Here is an 18,790-nt window from a genome sequence, read left to right on the forward strand (position 1 = left end):
TGCGGTCTGGCCGCTGGTTCAGTCAGATGAAGTCCGAATGTTCGCGGGGGAGTCGCGGGCAGAGGGGGGTGCATGGGGTTTCGGTTGCGTCGGCTCGCTGTCATGGCGTCGGCTATCACGATTGTGGCTGTGTCCGCATCCTGTGGAAGTGATAGTCAGGCAACGGATCACGACCAGCCGCTGGATGTCGGTTCCTACTCGACACAGCGGGCGGACAGTGGTTTCGACGATCGACCCAGCCGAGCGCGCGGGATCATGGTGGAGTCGCTTCGGCTGGGCGAGCGCATCGTATTCGGCAGCGACGTCGCACCGGAGTTCCAGGCTGGGCTGGGCGGCAACGTCATTGCCACTGATGACGGAATCCGGAACAGCGACGGAGTTTTCGCAGAGGCGCTGGTAGCGCATCACCCGTTGGCCGCGTACATCGCGGCTTCGGCGCAGACACCGTATGTCGGCGAATACCACAAGACCTACACGCTTTCGGTCGCGCTCGTGGCCTTCCCCGACGAGCAAAGCGCTACGGACGCGGCGATCGACATGAATCAGAACGACTTCGCGGCGAACGCGAAGAATCAAGCTGTCTCGATCCCCGATTACCCAGGAGCTCAGAGTCATTGGCGACCGGGTGTGCCGAACCTGGGGAGCTGGTTGGCGGTGAAGTCGGTCGTCATCGCGGTTTACGTGGAGGCGCCCCAAGCCGATCTCGATCAGCTCACAAGCTTCGTTACCCGAACCTACAAGCAGCAAGTACCCAAACTGGACGGTTACGTGCCGACTCCGGCCGACCAGCAGCCAATGCTGAAATTGGATCCGGACAAGGTGCTCACCCGCCTTGTCGCAACCAGCGATCAGCGCCTGGACCCACGTCAGTTCGCGGTCTACAGCCCGCGCGGTTACGCGGTACTGGGTACCGATCCCGCCGCTGATACTCGGGATTACGACTCTCATGGTGTCACCGCGATCGCTGTGTCGGATAACAAGTATCTATATCGAATGCGTGATGCCGCTGCGGCAACTGGATTCGCGGCTCACCTCGCGGACGAACCGACCGTGTCGAAATACATCCCGATACCGGGTGTATCCGGTGCTCCGAACACCTCGTGTTTCAAAGCCACTCGACCGAATCCGACTGTTGCGGGCGCCCGCCAGTTCCGCTGCCTGATCACGTACGAAGGGTTTGTCGCCGAGGTATTCAGTGATCAAGAGCCCGTTGTACGGCAGTTGGCCGCCGCCCAATATGTGCTGCTGAAGGACGGCAAATGATCGCACTCGAATCAGACTGCCGGTGTAGGAGTTACGTGGGAGGGGACGCATGAAGGGGCTGAGTTCCCAAGATCCACGGCAGCTTGGACGCAACCGTATGGTGGCGGTGATCGGCCAGGGCGGGATGGGCCGGGTTCTGCTCGGAGAATCTCCGACCCGAAAACTGGTCGCGGTAAAGCAGATTCACCGGCATCTGGCCAATGACCCTGAGTTCCGGGCGAGATTTGAGCGCGAGGTCGCGGCCAGCCGCCAGGTGACCGGTGCCTATACCGCCGCGGTGGTGGACTGCGACACCGAATCCGAGAGTCCTTGGCTGGCAAGCGAATACATTCCGGGGCCGTCGTTGAAGACGGTCGTGGAGGAGACCGGGCCGCTATCGCTCGGTGGCCTGCGACTATTGGCGGCGGGCCTGGCATCGGCTCTGATCGAGATTCATCGCGCCGGTCTGATCCATCGAGATCTCAAGCCCGCCAATGTTCTCCTGGCCCCGGACGGACCTCGAGTTATCGACTTCGGCATCGCTCGAGGTTCCGATGGCGATTCGAAACTCACCGCCACCGGGTCGGTGATCGGTTCACCAGCGTTCATGTCGCCCGAACAGGCGCAGGGCCATCCGCTCACACCGGCAGCCGACGTGTTTTCCGTTGGCGCGATCCTGGCCATGGCCGCATCAGGTGAGAGTCCCTTCGCCGGTACTGCGACACCGCAGGTGCTCTACAACGTCATGTACTCGGCGCCTGACACCGCTCGGGTGCCGTCCCCACTGCGCAATCTTGTAGAACGCTGCCTGGCCAAGGATCCAGAACAGCGTCCGACACCAGAGCAACTACTCGATGCGGTTGGGCAAATCGAGGCCGAGCCGGTGTGGTCGGGTGCGGTGCGGGACGCGATCGCGGAGCATCGTTCCGACTCGGACTGGTGGGTGGAGACCACCGCGAAGCATGCGCGACACGAGGCGCAGCTCGCCGGGCTACGAAATATTCGTCGGCGCAACATCCGTGCACTCGCGGCAGCGGTTGGTTGTCTCGTACTGTTCGTCGCCGCGGCGTTCGGGGCACACGAGTGGGCGCTGCAGTCGGGGCATGCCGCGCCCGCCACCGATATGTCGGTGATCATGTCTGGGGATCAATGGCGGCAACTGGATCTCTGCACGCTGCTGGACAAGTCGGTGAATGGGCCAACTGCCAAGCGCAGTGGTGATTTCGAGGCCGGCCACTCCAACGCCTGCTCCGCGTCCTTCAAAGATCCAGCGGGGAAGGACCGCACAATCACGTTGACGGTGGGCGGTTCTGTCTCTGAGACTCTTGATACCTGGACGCCCAGTGGAGTTGTGGCTGGTTGGATGCCGATCTACGGCAAGATGGTGTTCTGCGATCGTCGCGTGATCACGCAGGATCATCCGGCCGTAGTGGTCGAGTTGTCAGTATCGGGAAAGAGCGACGGATGCGGGCTCAGCGATCAGGCGATGATCGCCATCGCCACTAGGCTCGCCGCCAACCCGCCGCAGCTACAACTACCGGCGAACTCGATTCTCCGCCTGGATAGTTGTGCCCTGTTGGAGAAGTCGCTGATTTCAGAGGTAGTCGGTGCCGGCCCGGAGCGCACGGGCTACCCCTACCGATGCACTCTCGCCGGTGCCGATGCCACGCTCGACATGAGCTTCAGCGAAACCGCGCGACCGGATAAGGTCGGGGGCAGTAACTTGGCGCAGCCAGTGCAGATCGACGGTGCGACGGTCTATCTCGAGGACAACGACGCGGCCTATCATTCCTGCTCGCTGAAGTACATGGCTCGTCCCACCCGCCAGGATCTGGCGGAAGTTGTATACCTCTACGTTACCGACCGGAACGATCTCCCCGGTGCCTGCGATCGGGCCAAACGCGTGTTCTCGACCGTGCTGTCCCAGTTGCCGAAATGACGATTCGTCCGCTCGCCCTGGGCGATCCGCAGCAAATCGGCCGATACCGGATTCTCGGTATCCTCGGTGCCGGTGGAATGGGCAGGGTACTGCTGGGAACCGGCCCTGACGGTCGGCTGGTCGCGGTGAAGCAGGTGCACGCTCACCTCCTGGACGAGATCGAGTATCGTGCCCGATTCCGACGGGAAGTGACGGCCTCGACACGTGTCTCGGGCGCTTTCACTGCTCCCGTGATCGATTTCGATGTGGACTCCGCGACGCCGTGGCTGGCTTCGGTTTTCGTGGTCGGGGTTCCGCTGGACACGGCTGTCGAGCGGCACGGGCCATTGCCGCCCGCGGCTGTGCGAATGCTCGCAGCAGGTCTGGCATCGGCATTGCATGCCATTCACCAGGCCGCGCTGATCCATCGAGATCTCAAGCCCGCCAACGTTCTACTTCTCCGCCGCCTGCGCGATGCCGAAGTCGATCACCCGTGGGCCGTCAACGGCCAAATCCGGGCGGATTGACCGAAACCGGTTCGGTGCTCGGCTCTCCCGCCTACATGTCGCCGGAACAGGCGTTGTCGGAGCCGCTGACACCCGCGAGCGATATATTCTCGCTCGGGTCGCTTCTGGTAATGGCGGCGACCGGGCAAAGTCCGTTCGTGTCACCGACTCTCGCGTACACGCTGTTCAACATTGTGCACGTCGAGCCGGATCTGACGCGGGTGCCGTTGGACCTCCAGGATCTGATTGCGCCATGCCTGCGCAAGGATTCGGCCGCACGTCCGACACCGGCTCAGATCTTGGACTATTTGGGTCATCCGCCCGAACACGGGCACCCGTGGCCGGAGCCTGTGCATGACGATATCGACCAGTTGGGTATGGAACTGGTTGCGCTGGCCGCGAATCCGGAGGCGACGAACGTACTGCCCGGTGCTCGGCGGGGGGTACGCACAGGCAACCGGACCGCCATGGTCGAAGCCGCGCCCGGCCGGTCGCGGAGGCGTCTACTGCCGGTGTTGCTCGCGGTGCTGCTCGTGCTGGCGGTCACGGCGGGTGCGGCGTGGACACGATGGGGCCATGCTGACGACCAGCAGGTCACACCACTTGCGCTGCCGCTCAACGTGATGCGCGAGGCGGATTCCTGCGTATGGCTCCGGACCGCCCTGGGGACTTCACTGCCCGCCGAATCGGCAGGCCACTGGCCGACGAATATATCGGAGTGGACGTTCTATCCGAACTCGTCATTCGGATGCCAGGCGGTAGCTTCCAAAGAGTATGCCTTCGACTTCAATCCGGGCGCATACCTCTTCGGCTTGGCGGCGACGGGGTTGGCAGTTGACGGCCGACTGGTGTTCGGACGGGCCTACACCACCTCTTGCGACCGTGCTCTGCAACCGGATACGGCCCACCCCACCTCGGGAGTCATGGTCTCGGTGTGGAATCAGGATCAATGTGAACTGGCCGAGTACGTGTTGACGCGGTTGGCGCGGGTGACGTCTGTGCCGCGCATGGCTGATGCGGACCGTTCCCTGGCGAGGCTGGATCCGTGCGCGCTGGTTGATCGTGACGTCTTGACGTCCGTGATCGGGTCGCTTCCCGATGCTCCCAAGGAGGCTTCGGCGCATTCCTGTGTTTGGGAGGGTTCCGCCGAGGTGCAGGTGAACCTGCGGCAGGTCAAACCACCGGCTACGCCCGATCCGCAGGTTGACCTGGGAGAAGGCCGGTTGCTGTCCGCGCCCAAGAGCAATGTGGCCGCCATTTGTACAAGGGCATACCCGTACCGCGACGCAGGAGGGCAACAGGAGCAGGCGGAGATTCGGGTGCACGGTAATGATGACAATGACTCACATTGCACCGCAGCGGAATCCATCGCCAAGGCCCTCATCGCCAAGTTGCCGAAGTAGTTCTAATTCGCACAGCTCCAACTTGATCGACGCCCACGAGACTGGTCAGATATGTCCGAATCTATAGTGCTTGGGACTCCCGTTGGGGGCTCTTCGGTGTCCGGCAAGGGGTTTCGGCGCAGTACGCTCGTCTCGTGAAGGCCAGATAGACGCGATTATGAACTTGCACAGGGTGTTTCGGGTTGTGGGGCTGGCGGTGGTTGCTGGGCTCGGGGTGGTGGGGTGTGGGGGGACCGTGCCGGGGGTGCCTGTTGCGGGGGAGGTTGATGTTCGGGGGCTTGATGTGGGGGCGTACTCCGTTGATCCGGTGGACTATCTGAAGGTGGATTCGCGTGGTGGGGAATTCGGGGTGGAGTTGGCGGTTGTGCGGTTGGCGGGGGCGGTGCCTACCGGGGGTGAGATAGAGCCTTGGTTACGGAATGAGCTGGCGGGGAAGGCAATTCGGGGGAGTTGGGATGTGGATCCGTTGCTTCGGCCGATTGTCGAGCGCAATGGGATGATGTTCGGGTTCGGGATGGCGGCTACGGGGGAGCCGGATACGGCCAGAGTTCGGGTTACGGTGTTGCAGTTTCCGGAGGCTGCCGCGGCACGGTCCGCTGCTATCGAGGCCGAGGCGGCGGGGTTCAGTTCGGCGCCGAAGGCTAATGCGCCGGTGACGTTGGATTGGTACCCCGATGCCAAAGCGCATTGGCGGCAGGATGTTCCAGCGTTGGATGCGGCGCTGGCGCGGGGGAATTATTTGATTGTGGTGAATGCCACTCGGCCGGAGCCGAATCTGGCTGCGTTGCAGGAGCTCACGAAGAGGGCTATTGCGGCGCAGCTGCCATTGTTGGATCAGTTGCCGCCATTGTCTGTGCGGGATATGCGGCAGCAGGAGTTCGACCCGCAGGGGATGTTGCGGCGGGCGTTGCATTCGGGGGAGGATCTGGCGCCGAACTTCGACCGGGAAGCGGTGTTTACCGCTCGGGGGTTCCGGCATGTGGCTGTTGAGCCGGAGTTGTGGCGGCGGCTCATCGTCGTCGGTGGAATCGATGCTGTGGCACGAACTTCCGGGGGCGGGCTGGTGGCTCGGGCGCGGAATGACAAGGCTGCCGGCGCTGTACTGAATGAACTACGCGGGACGGGTCGGCAGGCTGCCGAAGCGCCGCCCGGCGTGCCGGATGCCTTCTGTGTCGAAACCGGTTCGGCCACAGAACGATTCACCTGCACGGTGCGGTCCGGACGCTATGTGGCGCAGGTGGCCAGCGGGCAGTTACAGGATGCGCATCAGCGCGCTGCGGCGCAGTTCGCCCTACTGGTCAACAGCGGGTGGACTTAGTTCGGGAGTGGATCCCGGCCAAAAGCATGCCGGGATGACGGGGACTCTCGTGCCGGGATGACGGGGACTTTCGTGCCGGGATGACGGGGGTCAGCGACCTGTCGCGCCGATGTAGTGCTGTTCGGTCGGAGTCGTCACAAGCTGTGCGGTGGTGCGGGTCGCGGGCGTGTGGACGGTGACCGTGTGTGGGGCGTTGGGGTGCTGGACGATCGTCACATCGGCATCGGGTTGGTAGTGCTGGGGGAGTCGCTCGTGGAGAGTAACCACCGTTGCCGACCCGGGCGGAGTCGTCGAGGGCACGCCGTCGAACACGATCACCGTAGCCGCCGGATGCGGGGTCCGCGCCGTCATGGTGCTGTGACGAGAACTGTGTGTCACCGATGACGCGAGTGAAAGCGCGTGTGTCGCACCGACATTGTTGACCATGCGCTGCCAGGCTCCGGGGCGTGCGGTGTGTACCACCGCGCCCGCGCCCAGGGCGATGGCGCGCAGAATGACCTGCTGTGCCAAATGCAGATCCGAGATGATGTCGATGCGCCTGGAACCGTCACCGATCAGCGGCACTGCCACACCACTACCGGAGGCGTCGGCGCCGATCAGTTGTCCACAGCCCGCGGTCGGCACCGTGATATCGGCGAGCGCGCTCACCGGACCGCGATGCGAGGCCGAGCGCAGCTCCTGCGCACCGAACGCCAAAGTGTCCGTCAGTGCCCACAATTGGCGCTGGGGGAGGGAGCGCAGCCCGGTCACCGGCGGCTCGTCCATGAGCTGCGGGGTGTCGTAGCGGACGCGGGCATCCACCTCGATGAACTCGTCCTTGCGATCGGTATCCGACGACGAGGCCACTGCGGGGCGCAACCGCACGGTGACCGTGGTGGCAAGGCTGCGCACCGACCAGACTGCCGCGAGGCCGTCGGCGGTGAACAGGCTCGGATCGATCTGGAAGCTGGTGAGGTGAACGCCATTGTGCTCGAGGGAGTTCTGCGTCTCCACGAACTCTTCCAGCGGAATGCCGCGGGTCAATTCGCGGGTGGCGGCGGTCATTTCGGCGGTGGTCAGTACCGAGGCGGTAATGCCGCGCGCCGCAAGACGATTCGCGACCCGGCGGGTGGCGACGATGGCCGCACGCAGCGCACCCTCGGGGCCGCCACCGCGATTCTGGACCGCCTTGGAGTTGGCCAGCGGGTTCAGTCGCAGCACCAGCCACACCGTGCGATGCGCGATAGCCGGTAGCGGGCCGAGGATTTCGTCGTATAACCGTCCCAGCGGTGCGATGCTGGCCGCGTATCCGGACAGCACGGCTTCGGTTCCGGCCGTGCGGGTTCCGGTGCTGATCACATCCGCCGAATCCAGTTCGACATCGTATTGCCTGAGGCAGGAGGCGATTTCGGCGAGCGGCAGCACCTGATCGGTACTCAGCGATCCGCGCCGCAGCAGCGTCAGCGTGTCCGGCGGGGTGTCGATGCGCAGCATGGTGGTGAGCAGCGTTCCGTCCCAGCGCAATCCGTAGCTGCCACCGTCGGGTAGCGGTACGTCGAACTGCTTGGACTCCTCCACCGGACGCCGGCGGGCCTGCCGCCAGCGGTACGCCACCCAGCGGCCCAGGCGCATACCGATGGGCTTACCGCCCACCGGGGTCAGGCCGATGAGCACCGGCACGACGCCGGCCAATACCGCTGCCCACCAAGGGACTTGGCAGGCGACAGCGACCAGCCAGGCCACTACACCGACCAGCCCCACCGGGATCACCAGGCGCAGCGGCAGCACCCGGAACAACCACAGATCGTCCGACCGCAGTTCGGCGTCGTTCACAGCCCAGCACCCTCGTTCACAGCCCCGTACCCGTCGCTCACGGACAAGCCCCCTCCCTGCATAGAACAGCCCTAGTCAGCTGCGGACGACAAACCCAGCGAGCTGAGCAGCGTTTGCAGCGCCGCCTTCATATCCGGCGCCTCGATGCGCATGAGCACCGATTCGTCGATCTCGCTCAAATCGATGGATTCGTCATTGGCGAGCCGGAATTCGCGTTCTTCCTCGGCCGCCTCGATCAAGTTTCGGATGAAACGACCGTTACCGGCCACATCCACCCCGCGTCGCGGCTGCCCGCTCTGATCGGTGCTCTCCAGGTCGTAGAGCTTCTGGCAGGTCTTGACCAGCTGCTCCATCGCCCCGTCGGAGAGCTCCGAATCCCGCTTCAGCGAAATGACCTGGCCGATCTGGCCGAGCTCCTCCGCTGTGTAGGAAGGGAATTGGACGCGCTTGGCGAAACGGGAGGCCAGACCGTCGTTGGCGGCCAGGAAGCGATCGATCTCACCGTCGTATCCGGCGATGATCACCACCAGGCGTTCGCGGTCGTTCTCCATGCGGGCCAGCAGGGTGTCCACCGCCTCGCGGCCGAAGGCGTCGCCACCCGAAAGACCCTGCTGGATAAGGGTGTACGCCTCATCGATGAAGAGCACGCCATCCATGGCGGTGTCGATGAGCTTCTCGGTCTTGATGGCCGTCGAACCCAGATGCTGGCCGACGAAGTCCGAGCGCTTGGTCTCCACCACCTTCTCGGTCTTGAGAATGCCCAGGCCGCAATAGATTTTGGCGACCACACGCGCGATGGTGGTCTTACCGGTACCGGGCGGGCCGGTGAACGCCAGATGCTGGCCACGCGCCGAGCTCGAAAGCCCCTTCTCCGAACGGATTTTCGCCAGCTGCGCGCTCGACTGCAACCGGGCGACCTGGGTTTTCACCGCCGCCAAACCGATCTGCTTATCCAGTTCGGCGCGCGCCTCTTCGAGGATCTTCTTGGCGCGATCCTCGTTCTCGGCCTGGCGCTTCTCCTCCAGCGAGGCCGCGGACGCCGGATCCCATTTATCGGTGCGAGCCTCGATCACCTCTTTCGAGGTGACGGTGATCCGGTAGGTCCGATCGCGCATGGCGGCGGTATTGGCCTCGAAATCCGGGGCCTGCGAATACACCTTCTCGAACAGCGCCTGCGCCTCATCGGCCTCGCCGGTCTCGCGCAGGCACAGGCCGCGGCAGAACATGGCGGCGGTGCGGGCGGCCGGAATCGGTCCCGCCTCAGCCTGTTCCATGCGGCGAATGGCCTCACCGAACAGACCCAGCTGCGCGCACGCTGTGCCGACCATCACATGTGCGCCGGCGGCCAGATAGGGATCTTCCCACGCCTCGGAACCCGCGAGCACGGTCATCACATCGGACCAGCGCTGGGTGTTGTAGTGCAGGATGCCGCGCACGTATTTGGTGACCCGGCCGTCGATTTCGAAGTCGGGTTCATTGGCCCGCGCCCGGCGATGCTGCTCGAGTTCGTTGAGCACCGTCTCGGCCTCGCCGAACTGCTTGTCCGCGATCAGATGTGCGGCATAGGCGAGCCAGATCTCGGTGAAACTGGCCAGCGGGTAATCGATATAGAGACCCGGCAGGAAACGTCCAGCTAGCACTCGCGGCGGTAGCCCCAACCGCCGCTGTTCCCGTCCCAGGGAGACGGTGCTGCACTTGTACAGGTTGTGCAGAACGTCCTTGGTTACCTCACCCGCTACCGCCCGGCCGAGCCAGGCATCGCACATGGTGGGATCCCACTCGGTCGCGCGCTGAAAGGCCAGCTTCGCGTAGTCGAGGTCCTTGTTGGACTCCTGTCCGTCGATGCTCAACCCCAGAGAGAGCACCCCCGCGTCGAAGGCGCGTTGTGCCTGACGAGTGTCGATCATCGCAGTCGAACCCCGAATTCGTTGAACCTGGTTAGGCTTTCGTTCACATTCCCCATCCACACGGGCGGATCGCACAGTTGCGGACAGTCGGATACATTATGGTTAACCGCCCTGGGCGGGCAACTGTTACGAGGGTGAGGGAGCAGTTCAGCAAGTGACCGCACAGTCGATCAGCGGCTTGGGCGCCGCTGAACCCGAATTGTGCCGAGTGTCCGTCATCGGGGGGAACACCCAGCTCGACGTCGGTCTGCCGGCAAACGCACCGATCGCCGCCTTCATCGGCGATCTGGTCAGACTTATCGAATCTCGCAATCCGGATCCACTCGGAGGCGAAGAGGGGGGAACGCCGCTCCAACCGCAACATTGGACGCTGGCCAAGCTCGGCCGCGACATGATCGCGCCCAGCCAGACGCTCAATGACGCCGAAATCTACGACGGCGAGCTGCTGGTGCTGCGCGCCGTCGCCGCCAAGGAAGCACCCGCGCTCTTCGACGATGTGATCGACGCGGTCTCGCGGCTCACCTCCGAGGAGTTCCGCGGCTGGTCACCGGCCGCGGCGCGCTGGACCGGACTCTGCGCGGCCATTGTCGCGACACTGTTCGCGCTGCTGCTCGGCGCGGTATCGCGCGGTGCGGGAGACCAATTCGTCGCACCGGCCATGCTGCTGGGTGGCGCGGTGGCGGCCCTGGTGGCCGCCATGATCGCCGAACGCAAGTACGCCGACGAGCTCACCGCGACCGTGCTCACGCTATTGCTGCTGCTGCTCACCTTCGGTGGCGCGGCGCTGGCGGTACCGCACGCCCTGGGCGCTCCGCACGTATTGCTCGGCGCCAGTGCGACTTTGCTGATCGCCGTTATCGGATATCGGATGGTTCGGACCGGCGCGGCGATTATCTCCGCGGCCGTCACGCTGTCGATCTTCGTCGGAGGCGCGGCGGCGGTGCGGCTGATCTGGGACACCGGACTGCCGAAACTTGCTGCCGGAGTGCTGGTCGCGTCGATTCTGCTGCTCTCGGCGGTACCGCGATTGGCCGCCATGCTGGCTCGGCTTCCGGTTCCGCCGGTGCCCACCGCGGGTGCGGCCATCGACCCCACCGATCATGAACCGCGGCCCACCATCGAGGGTATCGGCGCGATCGGTGCGACCGTGCTGCCTTCAGCGCACGGGTTGGGTATGCGGGCGCGCATTGCCAATCAATTCCAGACCGGCATGGTCGTCGGAGCCGCGCTCGGCGGGACCTTCGGTGCTGTCGCCGCAGCCGATCCGCTGGGCGCGGCGCGCTGGCAGGGTGTCGCGTTGGCCACGGTGGTCGCCATCATCCTGTGCCTGCGCGGGCGGGCCTTCGCGGACCTCACCCAGGCCACCGTCCTGATCGCCGGTGGCGGACTGACTTTCGTCTCGCTGCTGGTGCTACTCGCGCTCGGGGACGATGGCACGCCGCTGGTCTCGGCCGGACTGCTGCTCGCCTTCGCGGTGGCTGCCATCGTATTCGGCGTGATCGGCCCGCACATCGAGGTGACTCCGGTGACCCGGCGCTTCAACGAGATATTCGAATACGGCCTGATCGTATCGATCGTCCCGCTGGTGCTATGGCTATCGGACGTCTACTCGATGGCACGCAACATATGAGATCGCTGGGGGGCGGCTGGGCGCGGATCCTGTGCGCCACAGCTGTTCTCGGTGCTGCGCTGCTGAGCCCGCAGGGTGTCGCGTCCGCCGAACTCGCGCCGCCGAAAATCGATACCGGAGCGCTCGCGCAGGCGCAGGCGCTCAGCGGTAAGGCCGCGCCGCCCGAGGTCACCGAGAAGCAGCACTTCTGCGCCGAACCTTTGATGACCGGGTCCTCGCAGAAGGATGAACCCCTGGCCCAGCGCGTGCTGAATCTGCCTGCCGCATGGCAATTCACGCGCGGTGAGGGACAGAAGGTCGCGGTCATCGACACCGGGGTGACCCGGCATCCGCGACTCGGTGCCATCGAGGCCGGCGGCGATTACGTCTCCGCGGACAGTGACGGCACCGTCGACTGCGATGGGCACGGCACCCTGGTCGCCGGCATCATCGCGGCCCGGCCCAGCGGTGATGACGCCTTCGTCGGGGTCGCGCCGGCGGCGGATATTCTCGCCATCCGCCAGAACAGCGAGTACTACAAGGCCAAGGACCAGAACAACGGCGATCAGCCGGGCAAGATGACCAGCTCCGGGTACGGCAATATGCTGACCCTCGCCGCGGCCGTGGTGCGCGCGGTGGATATGGGTGCGACCGTCATCAACCTGTCCGAAGTGGCCTGTTCCAGTGCGGGTTCGGACTCCGCGGACGCGGCCATGGGCGCGGCGGCCAAATACGCGTATGACCACGATGTCGTGGTGGTCGTCGCCGCCGGAAACGTGGACTCCGCCAACGGTTGTGCCACGCAGAATGACGGAACCGGTTGGAGCAAGGTCAATACCGTGGCCAGCCCGGCCTGGTTCAGCCCGTATGTGCTCACCGTCGCCTCGGTCAACTCCGATGGCAATCCGTCCGACTTCTCGCTGCACGGGCCGTGGGTCGGGGTGGCCGCGGTCGGAACCAAGATCGTTTCGCTGGACAACAAGCCCGGCGGTACCGGACTCGTGAACGCCTCCTCGATCACCGAGAAGGGGCCGCAGAGCATCAATGGCACCAGCTTCGCCGCGCCCTATGTGGCCGGGCTGGCCGCGCTGGTTCGCTCCTACTATCCGCAAATGACCGCGCAGGAAGTCATGGACCGGATCACCCGCACCGCGCACGGTCCCGGCACCGGGCGTGACGATCGCATCGGCTACGGGCTCATCGATCCACTCGCCGCGCTCACCGCGCAGCTGCCCGCACAGCCCATCGGCGTCGGCGCGGATCAGCCGCACGCCTTCCCCGCACCCGAAAAGCCCGCCGGGCCGGACGCTTTGCCGCGTCTGGTCGCCATTATCGGGTCGATCGTCTGTCTCGCCGCGCTGGGAATCGGTCTCGCACTGTCGATTCCATTCCGGCGCGCCCGCCGCGACGACGAGCTGCCCGACCTCGATTCGTAACGACCGGAGAAACACTCATGGCTACCGAAGGTTTCGTACGTCGTCCTCGCATCGCGCCACCGCGCGCGCCCGGCGGTGAGATGGCCCTGACCCCGCCGCCCGAGATCCCCCGCGCAGTACCGGGCAACCTGCTCAGCAAGCTCATGCCGGTGGTCATGGTGGTCGCCATGGTCGGCATGATCGCCATGATGGCGATGATGGGGCGGTCCATTCTGACCAACCCCATGATGATGATGTTCCCGATGATGATGATCATGTCGATGGCCGGCATGTTCATGGGGCAGCGCGGCGGCAGCAAGAGCGCCGGTGAGCTCAATGAGGAACGCAAGGACTACTTCCGGTACCTCGACCAGACCCGGCGTGAGGTGCGGCGCACGGCATTGAAGCAGCTGGAGACGCTGGTCTGGAGTCATCCCGAGCCCGCCGACCTGCATTCGGTTGTCGGTACCCGGCGCATGTGGGAGCGGCGGCCCAATGATCCCGACTTCGGGCATGTGCGGGTCGGGATCGGAACCCACAGGCTCGCAGCCAAACTCGCGCGACCCGAGACGGGGCCGCTGGAGGATCTGGAGCCGGTGTCGACCGTCGCGTTGCGGCGGTTCGTGCGTACGCACTCGGTGGTGCATCAGCTGCCGACCGCGGTGTCGCTGCGCGCGTTCCCGGCCATCAATGTCGAGGGGCCGGCCGAGGATGCCCGGAAACTGGTGTGGGGCATGCTCATCGAGCTGTGCGCCTTCCACGGACCCGACCATGTGGCCGTTGCCATTGTCTGTGCCGATCCGGATTCGGAAGCCTGGGCTTGGGCGAAATGGCTTCCGCAGCTACAGCATCCGTCGCAGCGCGATGGCATGGGCGCGGCGCGGATGATGTACCGCTCGCTCGGTGAGTTCGAGACCGCGCTCGCGGACGATCTGCTCGAGCGCGGGCGGTTCATGCGCAATCCGCAACCGACACAGGGGCGTCTGCACTTCGTCGTCATTGTCGACGACGGTTATGTCAGCGGTAGTGAGCGGCTGATCAGCGAATCCGGTTTGGACGCTGTGACAGTCATCGATCTGAGCGCCGGGGAGAACAGTCTCGCGGCTCGGCGTGGTCTGCAATTGGTGGCCTCCGGTGGGGATGTGTTCGCCAAGAGCGCGGCGGGCACCGAAAAGTTCGCGACCGCGGATGTGGTGACACTCGCCGAGGCGGAGGCGTTCTCGCGCAGCCTCGCTCGGTTCCGGATCGCCACCGCGGCGCAGATCGTCAGCCTCGGCGACAACACCTCCACGGCCGACCCGGGTCTGATGGCACTGCTCAAGATTCCGGATGCGGCGCAGATCGATCCGGCCAAGGTGTGGCGGCCGCGGTACGGGCGCGAACGCCTGCGCGTGCCGATCGGCATCACGCCCGACGGGACACCCGTCGAGATCGATATCAAGGAATCCGCCGAGAACGGTATGGGCCCGCACGGACTGTGCATCGGCGCGACCGGTTCGGGTAAGTCGGAATTCCTTCGCACACTGCTGCTTTCGATGGTCGCCACGCACTCACCCGATCAGCTGAACCTGGTGCTGGTCGACTTCAAGGGTGGTGCGACCTTCCTCGGTATGGATCCGCTGCCGCATGTCGCGGCCGTCATCACCAACCTGGAAGAGGAGCTCTCGCTCGTCGACCGTATGCGTGACGCGCTCGCCGGTGAGATGAACCGGCGGCAGGAATTGCTTCGCACGGCAGGCAATTTCGCCAATGTGACCGACTACGAGAAGGCGCGTGCGGCCGGTGTGCCGCTGGATCCGTTGCCCGCGCTGTTCGTGGTCATCGACGAGTTCTCCGAATTGCTCTCGCAGAAACCGGATTTCGCGGATCTGTTCGTCATGATCGGCCGACTCGGGCGATCGCTGCACGTGCATCTACTGCTCGCCTCGCAGCGGCTCGAAGAGAACAAGATGCGCGGGCTGGACTCGCACCTGTCCTATCGGATCGGTCTGCGTACGTTCTCCGCCAACGAATCTCGCGCCGTGCTCGGTATTACCGACGCCTACCATCTGCCCGGTATCCCCGGCTCCGGATACCTCAAGAGCGACGCCTCCGATCCGCTGCGGTTCAACGCCACCTATGTGTCGGGGCCGTATGTCGCGCCGCGCGCCACCCGGCAGTTGGACGGGCGGGCCGTCGCCGAAGCGCCGCCGCGCGAATTCACCGCTGGGCCAGTGGAAATGCTCGCCTTGCCGGAGCCGGAGAATCCGCTCGATCCGCTGGATCTGCTGCCGCCACCACCGCCCGCCGACGAGGGCATTCCCGATACGCTTTTGCAGGTTGTCGTGAAACGCCTTACCGGACACGGCCGTCCGGCGCACGAGGTGTGGCTGCCGCCGCTCGACGAATCGCCGACCGTCGATATGCTGCTGCCGGATCCCGAGTGGAGTTCGCCGGTCAACCGGCACGGACAGCTGTGGATGCCGATCGGCATCATCGACAAGCCGTACGAGCAGCGGCGTGACGTACTCACCATCAGTTTGGCCGGCGCACAAGGCAATGTTGCGGTCGTCGGTGGCAAGCTGGCCGGTAAATCCAACGCGCTGCGCACCATCATCATGGCCGCCGCCGCGACTCATACGCCCGAGCAGATCCAGTTCTACTGCATCGATCTCGGCGGCGGTAGCCTCGGCAGCATGTCCGGCCTACCGCATGTGGGTTCGGTCGCCAGCAAGCTGGATGTGGATCGACTGCGGCGCACCATCGCCGAACTCGTCACCCTGCTGCAGCAGCGTGAGGAGCGGTTCGCGGCGCTCGGCATCGAATCCATGGCCGAGTTCCGGCGGCGCAAGCATGCCGCGCTGGCCGCGGGCGCGATGGACGATCCGATTCTGCAGGACAGGTTCGGTGACGTATTCCTGGTCATCGACGGCTGGCAGGTATTCCGCGAGGACTTCGACACCCTGGAGCCTCAGGTCGGAGCCCTTGCCGCACAGGGTCTTTCGTACGGTATCCACGTCATTCTGAGCGCGAACCGGTGGGCCGAGATCAGGCCCGCCATGAAGGATATGATCGGCACCCGCATCGAGCTGCGGCTCGGTGACCCGTCCGACTCCGAGATGGGACGCCGGGTCGCGGTCAACGTGCCGGTGAACCAGCCCGGCCGTGGCCTCACCGCCGATCCGCTGCACCTGCTGATCGCCCTGCCGCGCTTGGACTCCGACACCGATCCGGCCACCCTGCCCGAGGGCGTCGGCGCGGCCAAGGAGCAGATGACCGCGCTGTACGGCGATCGCCGGGCACCCGAGGTTCGTATGCTGCCGATGAATATTCCGCGCGATCAGGTGCTGCGGCTGGCGCACGCGCACGGCATCCAGCCGAGCGCCACCAAGATCGTCGTCGGTATCGGCGAAGCCGAATTGGCGCCGCTGGTACTGGATTTCGGTGCCGACCCGCACCTGATGATCTTCGCCGACGTGGAGAGCGGCAAGACCACCGCGCTGCGCAATATCATCCACGGCATCGCCGAGAACTCCAATGCCGAACAGGCCCGCGTCATCCTCATCGACTACCGCCGCACCCTGCTCGGTGCGCTGGAAGGCGATCAGCTGGCCGGCTACTCGACCTCCTCGCAGACCTGCGGCCCGATGATCCAAGAGGTCGTCAACTACCTCTCCAAGCGCATCCCCGGCTCCGACATCACCCCCCAGCAGCTGCGCGAACGCAGCTGGTGGACCGGCCCGGAGATCTACATCGTCATCGACGACTACGACATGGTCGCCACCGGCGGCATGATGAATCCCCTTGCCCCCCTTGTCGAATACCTCCCCCAGGCGCGCGACATCGGCATGCACGTAATCATCACCCGCCGCATGGGCGGCGTCTCCCGAGCCCTCTACGACGGCGTCCTCGGAGCCATGAAGAACATGTCCGTAGACGCCTTGCTCATGTCCGGCCCCCGAGACGAAGGCAAGATCATCGGCGACATCCGCCCCATGAAGTTGCCCCCCGGCCGAGGCATCCTCGCCTCCCGCAGCCGCGGCCAGGAAATGATTCAAATAGCCGACCTACCAGGACTGTAATTGGCGGACGGTACGGCCCTGCACGTCGATATCTCCGGCGCGCAGGGCAATGTGGCGGTGGTCGGCGGTAGCCCCGCCGACCAAAGCGCCAAACTGCGAGAACTGGTGACGGGCATCGCGGCGGTGCATTCACCCGAGCAAGTGCAGTTCTATGGCATCGACTTCGGTTGGGGCATGGGCGATCTCGCCGATCTCCCGCACGTCGGCTCGATCGCGTGCAGGCGCGCCGACGGCCTCATACGTCGTACCCTCCAAGAGCTTCTAGCGCTGCTGCGCCGAAGGCGGGAGCGCTTCGCGCTGTTCGGTGTGGAATCCATGGCGGAATTCCGTCGGGATCGGTATGCGGCCCTGCTGGCGGGCTCGACCGGAGATCCGCTGCTGGAGGACGGATTCGGCGATGTGATCCTGGTGGTGGACGGCTGGGACATGCTGCGGGTGAACCATCCGACCCTGGACAGATGCCTCTATGAGCTTGTCGCATACGGACTTCCGTTCGGAATCCACGTCCTGTTGGCCTCTACCCGAAGACTCCATCTCCCGCCCGCTGTGCGGGAGACTTTCGGAACGCTCATCAATTTGTGGCATGACCATCGCGCCGAGCGAGGCGTCCAGCCCCCGATTATTGTCGCGCCCCTCCTCGGTGCGATGGTCACTCTCCCGATCCGTCCGGACACCTATCGCGTACCTGAAATCCAGGTGCTGCCATTCGATGTCACCCGCGACGAGGTGCAGCGGCAAGCTCGCGCCCTGGACATCCATCAGGGCTCGACCCGAGTGGTCATAGGCATCGCCGAATCCGAATTACGTCCGCAGGTACTGGATTTCGACATCGACCCACACCTCATGGCTTTCGCGGAAACCGAGAGCGGCAAAACCACGCTGCTGCGCAACATAATTCGCGGGATCACCGACCACAGCACTCCCGCCCGCGCGCGGATACTCGCCCTCGACTACTGCCGCACCCTGCTCGGCGAGGTGGACGACGCCTTCCTTGCCGGCTACGCGACAACGCCCCAAACCAGTGCGGCCCTGGTAGCGGACCTGGCCCGCTACATCGCGCGCCGTGTCCCCGGACCCGACCTCACTCCGCGCCGAATCCGCGAACGCGATTGGTGGACAGGCCCCGAAATCTACTTATTCGTAGACGATTACGAACGAGTCACCCGCCCATGGGCGGCCAACCCACTCGCTCCGCTACTCGAACTCCTCCCGCTGTCGAAACACCTCGGCCTGCATCTCGTCCTCACTCGCTGTACCGGGGGCGCGACGCGCGCCTTCGCCACCGACCCGGTCCTCGCCGAGCTTCGGGCACAATCGCCCTCCGTCCTACTGATGTCCGGTAACCCAGACGAAGGCGCCTTCATAGCTGACACCCGCCCCATGTCCCTGCCGCCCGGCCGGGCCATCCTCATAACCCGAACCACCGCCCCAGAATTCATCCAACTCGCCGCTACGTCATCGCATACCGCGGCACCCTTGGCCCTCCCGCCTTGGCTTCAGTCCCCGCATGCCGAGACCGCCCCGAATGCGACGCGAGAATTGCCCCCGTTTCCGCCCCCATAACCCCTGGCCTCGGGGCATCCTCACAGCGGGCGGCCG

At 64.9% G+C, this 18,790-nt stretch carries 11 protein-coding genes; 9 read left to right on the forward strand and 2 right to left on the reverse strand.

From position 1 onward, the window contains the following. The first annotated feature begins 129 nt into the window (after window positions 1-129). From GFY24_RS14620 to GFY24_RS14640, 5 genes are all read left to right on the forward strand, one after another. Window positions 130-1,263 carry a hypothetical protein gene (locus GFY24_RS14620; protein WP_153805608.1) on the forward strand — a complete coding sequence of 378 codons (1,134 nt, stop codon included), beginning with the start codon at window positions 130-132 and terminating at the stop codon, window positions 1,261-1,263. 49 nt (window positions 1,264-1,312) lie between these two features. Further along, window positions 1,313-3,181 carry a serine/threonine-protein kinase gene (locus GFY24_RS14625; RefSeq protein WP_153805609.1) on the forward strand — a complete coding sequence of 623 codons (1,869 nt, stop codon included), beginning with the start codon at window positions 1,313-1,315 and terminating at the stop codon, window positions 3,179-3,181. Beyond that, window positions 3,178-3,687: a protein kinase gene (locus tag GFY24_RS42945; RefSeq protein WP_153805610.1), complete on the forward strand. Its 510-nt coding sequence runs from the start codon at window positions 3,178-3,180 to the stop codon at window positions 3,685-3,687. Before GFY24_RS14625 ends, GFY24_RS42945 begins: the two co-directional genes overlap by 4 nt. Before the next feature lie 14 nt (window positions 3,688-3,701). Then, a complete protein-coding gene (locus tag GFY24_RS14635) occupies window positions 3,702-5,069 on the forward strand; it encodes a hypothetical protein (RefSeq protein WP_309230920.1) in 1,368 nt (455 codons plus the stop codon). 457 nt (window positions 5,070-5,526) lie between these two features. Continuing rightward, window positions 5,527-6,387 carry a hypothetical protein gene (locus GFY24_RS14640; RefSeq protein WP_153805612.1) on the forward strand — a complete coding sequence of 287 codons (861 nt, stop codon included), beginning with the start codon at window positions 5,527-5,529 and terminating at the stop codon, window positions 6,385-6,387. Between the two features lie 90 nt (window positions 6,388-6,477). Here GFY24_RS14640 and eccE read toward each other — a convergent pair whose 3' ends face one another. Together eccE and eccA are read right to left on the reverse strand one after the other, a co-directional pair. Then, complete coding sequence (eccE, locus tag GFY24_RS14645) at window positions 6,478-8,199, reverse strand: type VII secretion protein EccE (protein WP_309230854.1); 1,722 nt, start codon at window positions 8,197-8,199, stop codon at window positions 6,478-6,480. Window positions 8,200-8,270: 71 nt separating this feature from the next. Further along, a complete protein-coding gene (gene eccA, locus GFY24_RS14650; protein ID WP_153805614.1) occupies window positions 8,271-10,106 on the reverse strand; it encodes a type VII secretion AAA-ATPase EccA in 1,836 nt (611 codons plus the stop codon). Between the two features lie 154 nt (window positions 10,107-10,260). On the opposite strand from eccA, the gene eccD reads away from it, so the two are divergent. The 4 genes from eccD to GFY24_RS14670 are packed head-to-tail and all read left to right on the forward strand — an operon-like array spanning window position 10,261 to window position 18,754. Beyond that, on the forward strand, window positions 10,261-11,736 hold the full coding sequence (gene eccD, locus GFY24_RS14655) for a type VII secretion integral membrane protein EccD (RefSeq protein WP_309230855.1): 1,476 nt from the start codon (window positions 10,261-10,263) through the stop codon (window positions 11,734-11,736). Continuing rightward, window positions 11,733-13,151 carry a type VII secretion-associated serine protease mycosin gene (gene mycP / locus GFY24_RS14660; protein WP_153805615.1) on the forward strand — a complete coding sequence of 473 codons (1,419 nt, stop codon included), beginning with the start codon at window positions 11,733-11,735 and terminating at the stop codon, window positions 13,149-13,151. The genes eccD and mycP overlap by 4 nt, the downstream gene beginning before the upstream one ends. Window positions 13,152-13,168: 17 nt before the next feature. Next, complete coding sequence (gene eccCa, locus GFY24_RS14665; RefSeq protein ID WP_153805616.1) at window positions 13,169-17,191, forward strand: type VII secretion protein EccCa; 4,023 nt, start codon at window positions 13,169-13,171, stop codon at window positions 17,189-17,191. Further along, window positions 17,192-18,754, forward strand: a complete 1,563-nt coding sequence (locus GFY24_RS14670) for an FtsK/SpoIIIE domain-containing protein (RefSeq protein WP_153805617.1) — start codon at window positions 17,192-17,194, stop codon at window positions 18,752-18,754. It begins immediately after the preceding gene. The last annotated feature ends 36 nt before the right edge of the window (window positions 18,755-18,790 follow it).

The sequence above is a fragment of the Nocardia sp. SYP-A9097 genome (assembly GCF_009649815.1).
Lineage (GTDB): Bacteria > Actinomycetota > Actinomycetes > Mycobacteriales > Mycobacteriaceae > Nocardia.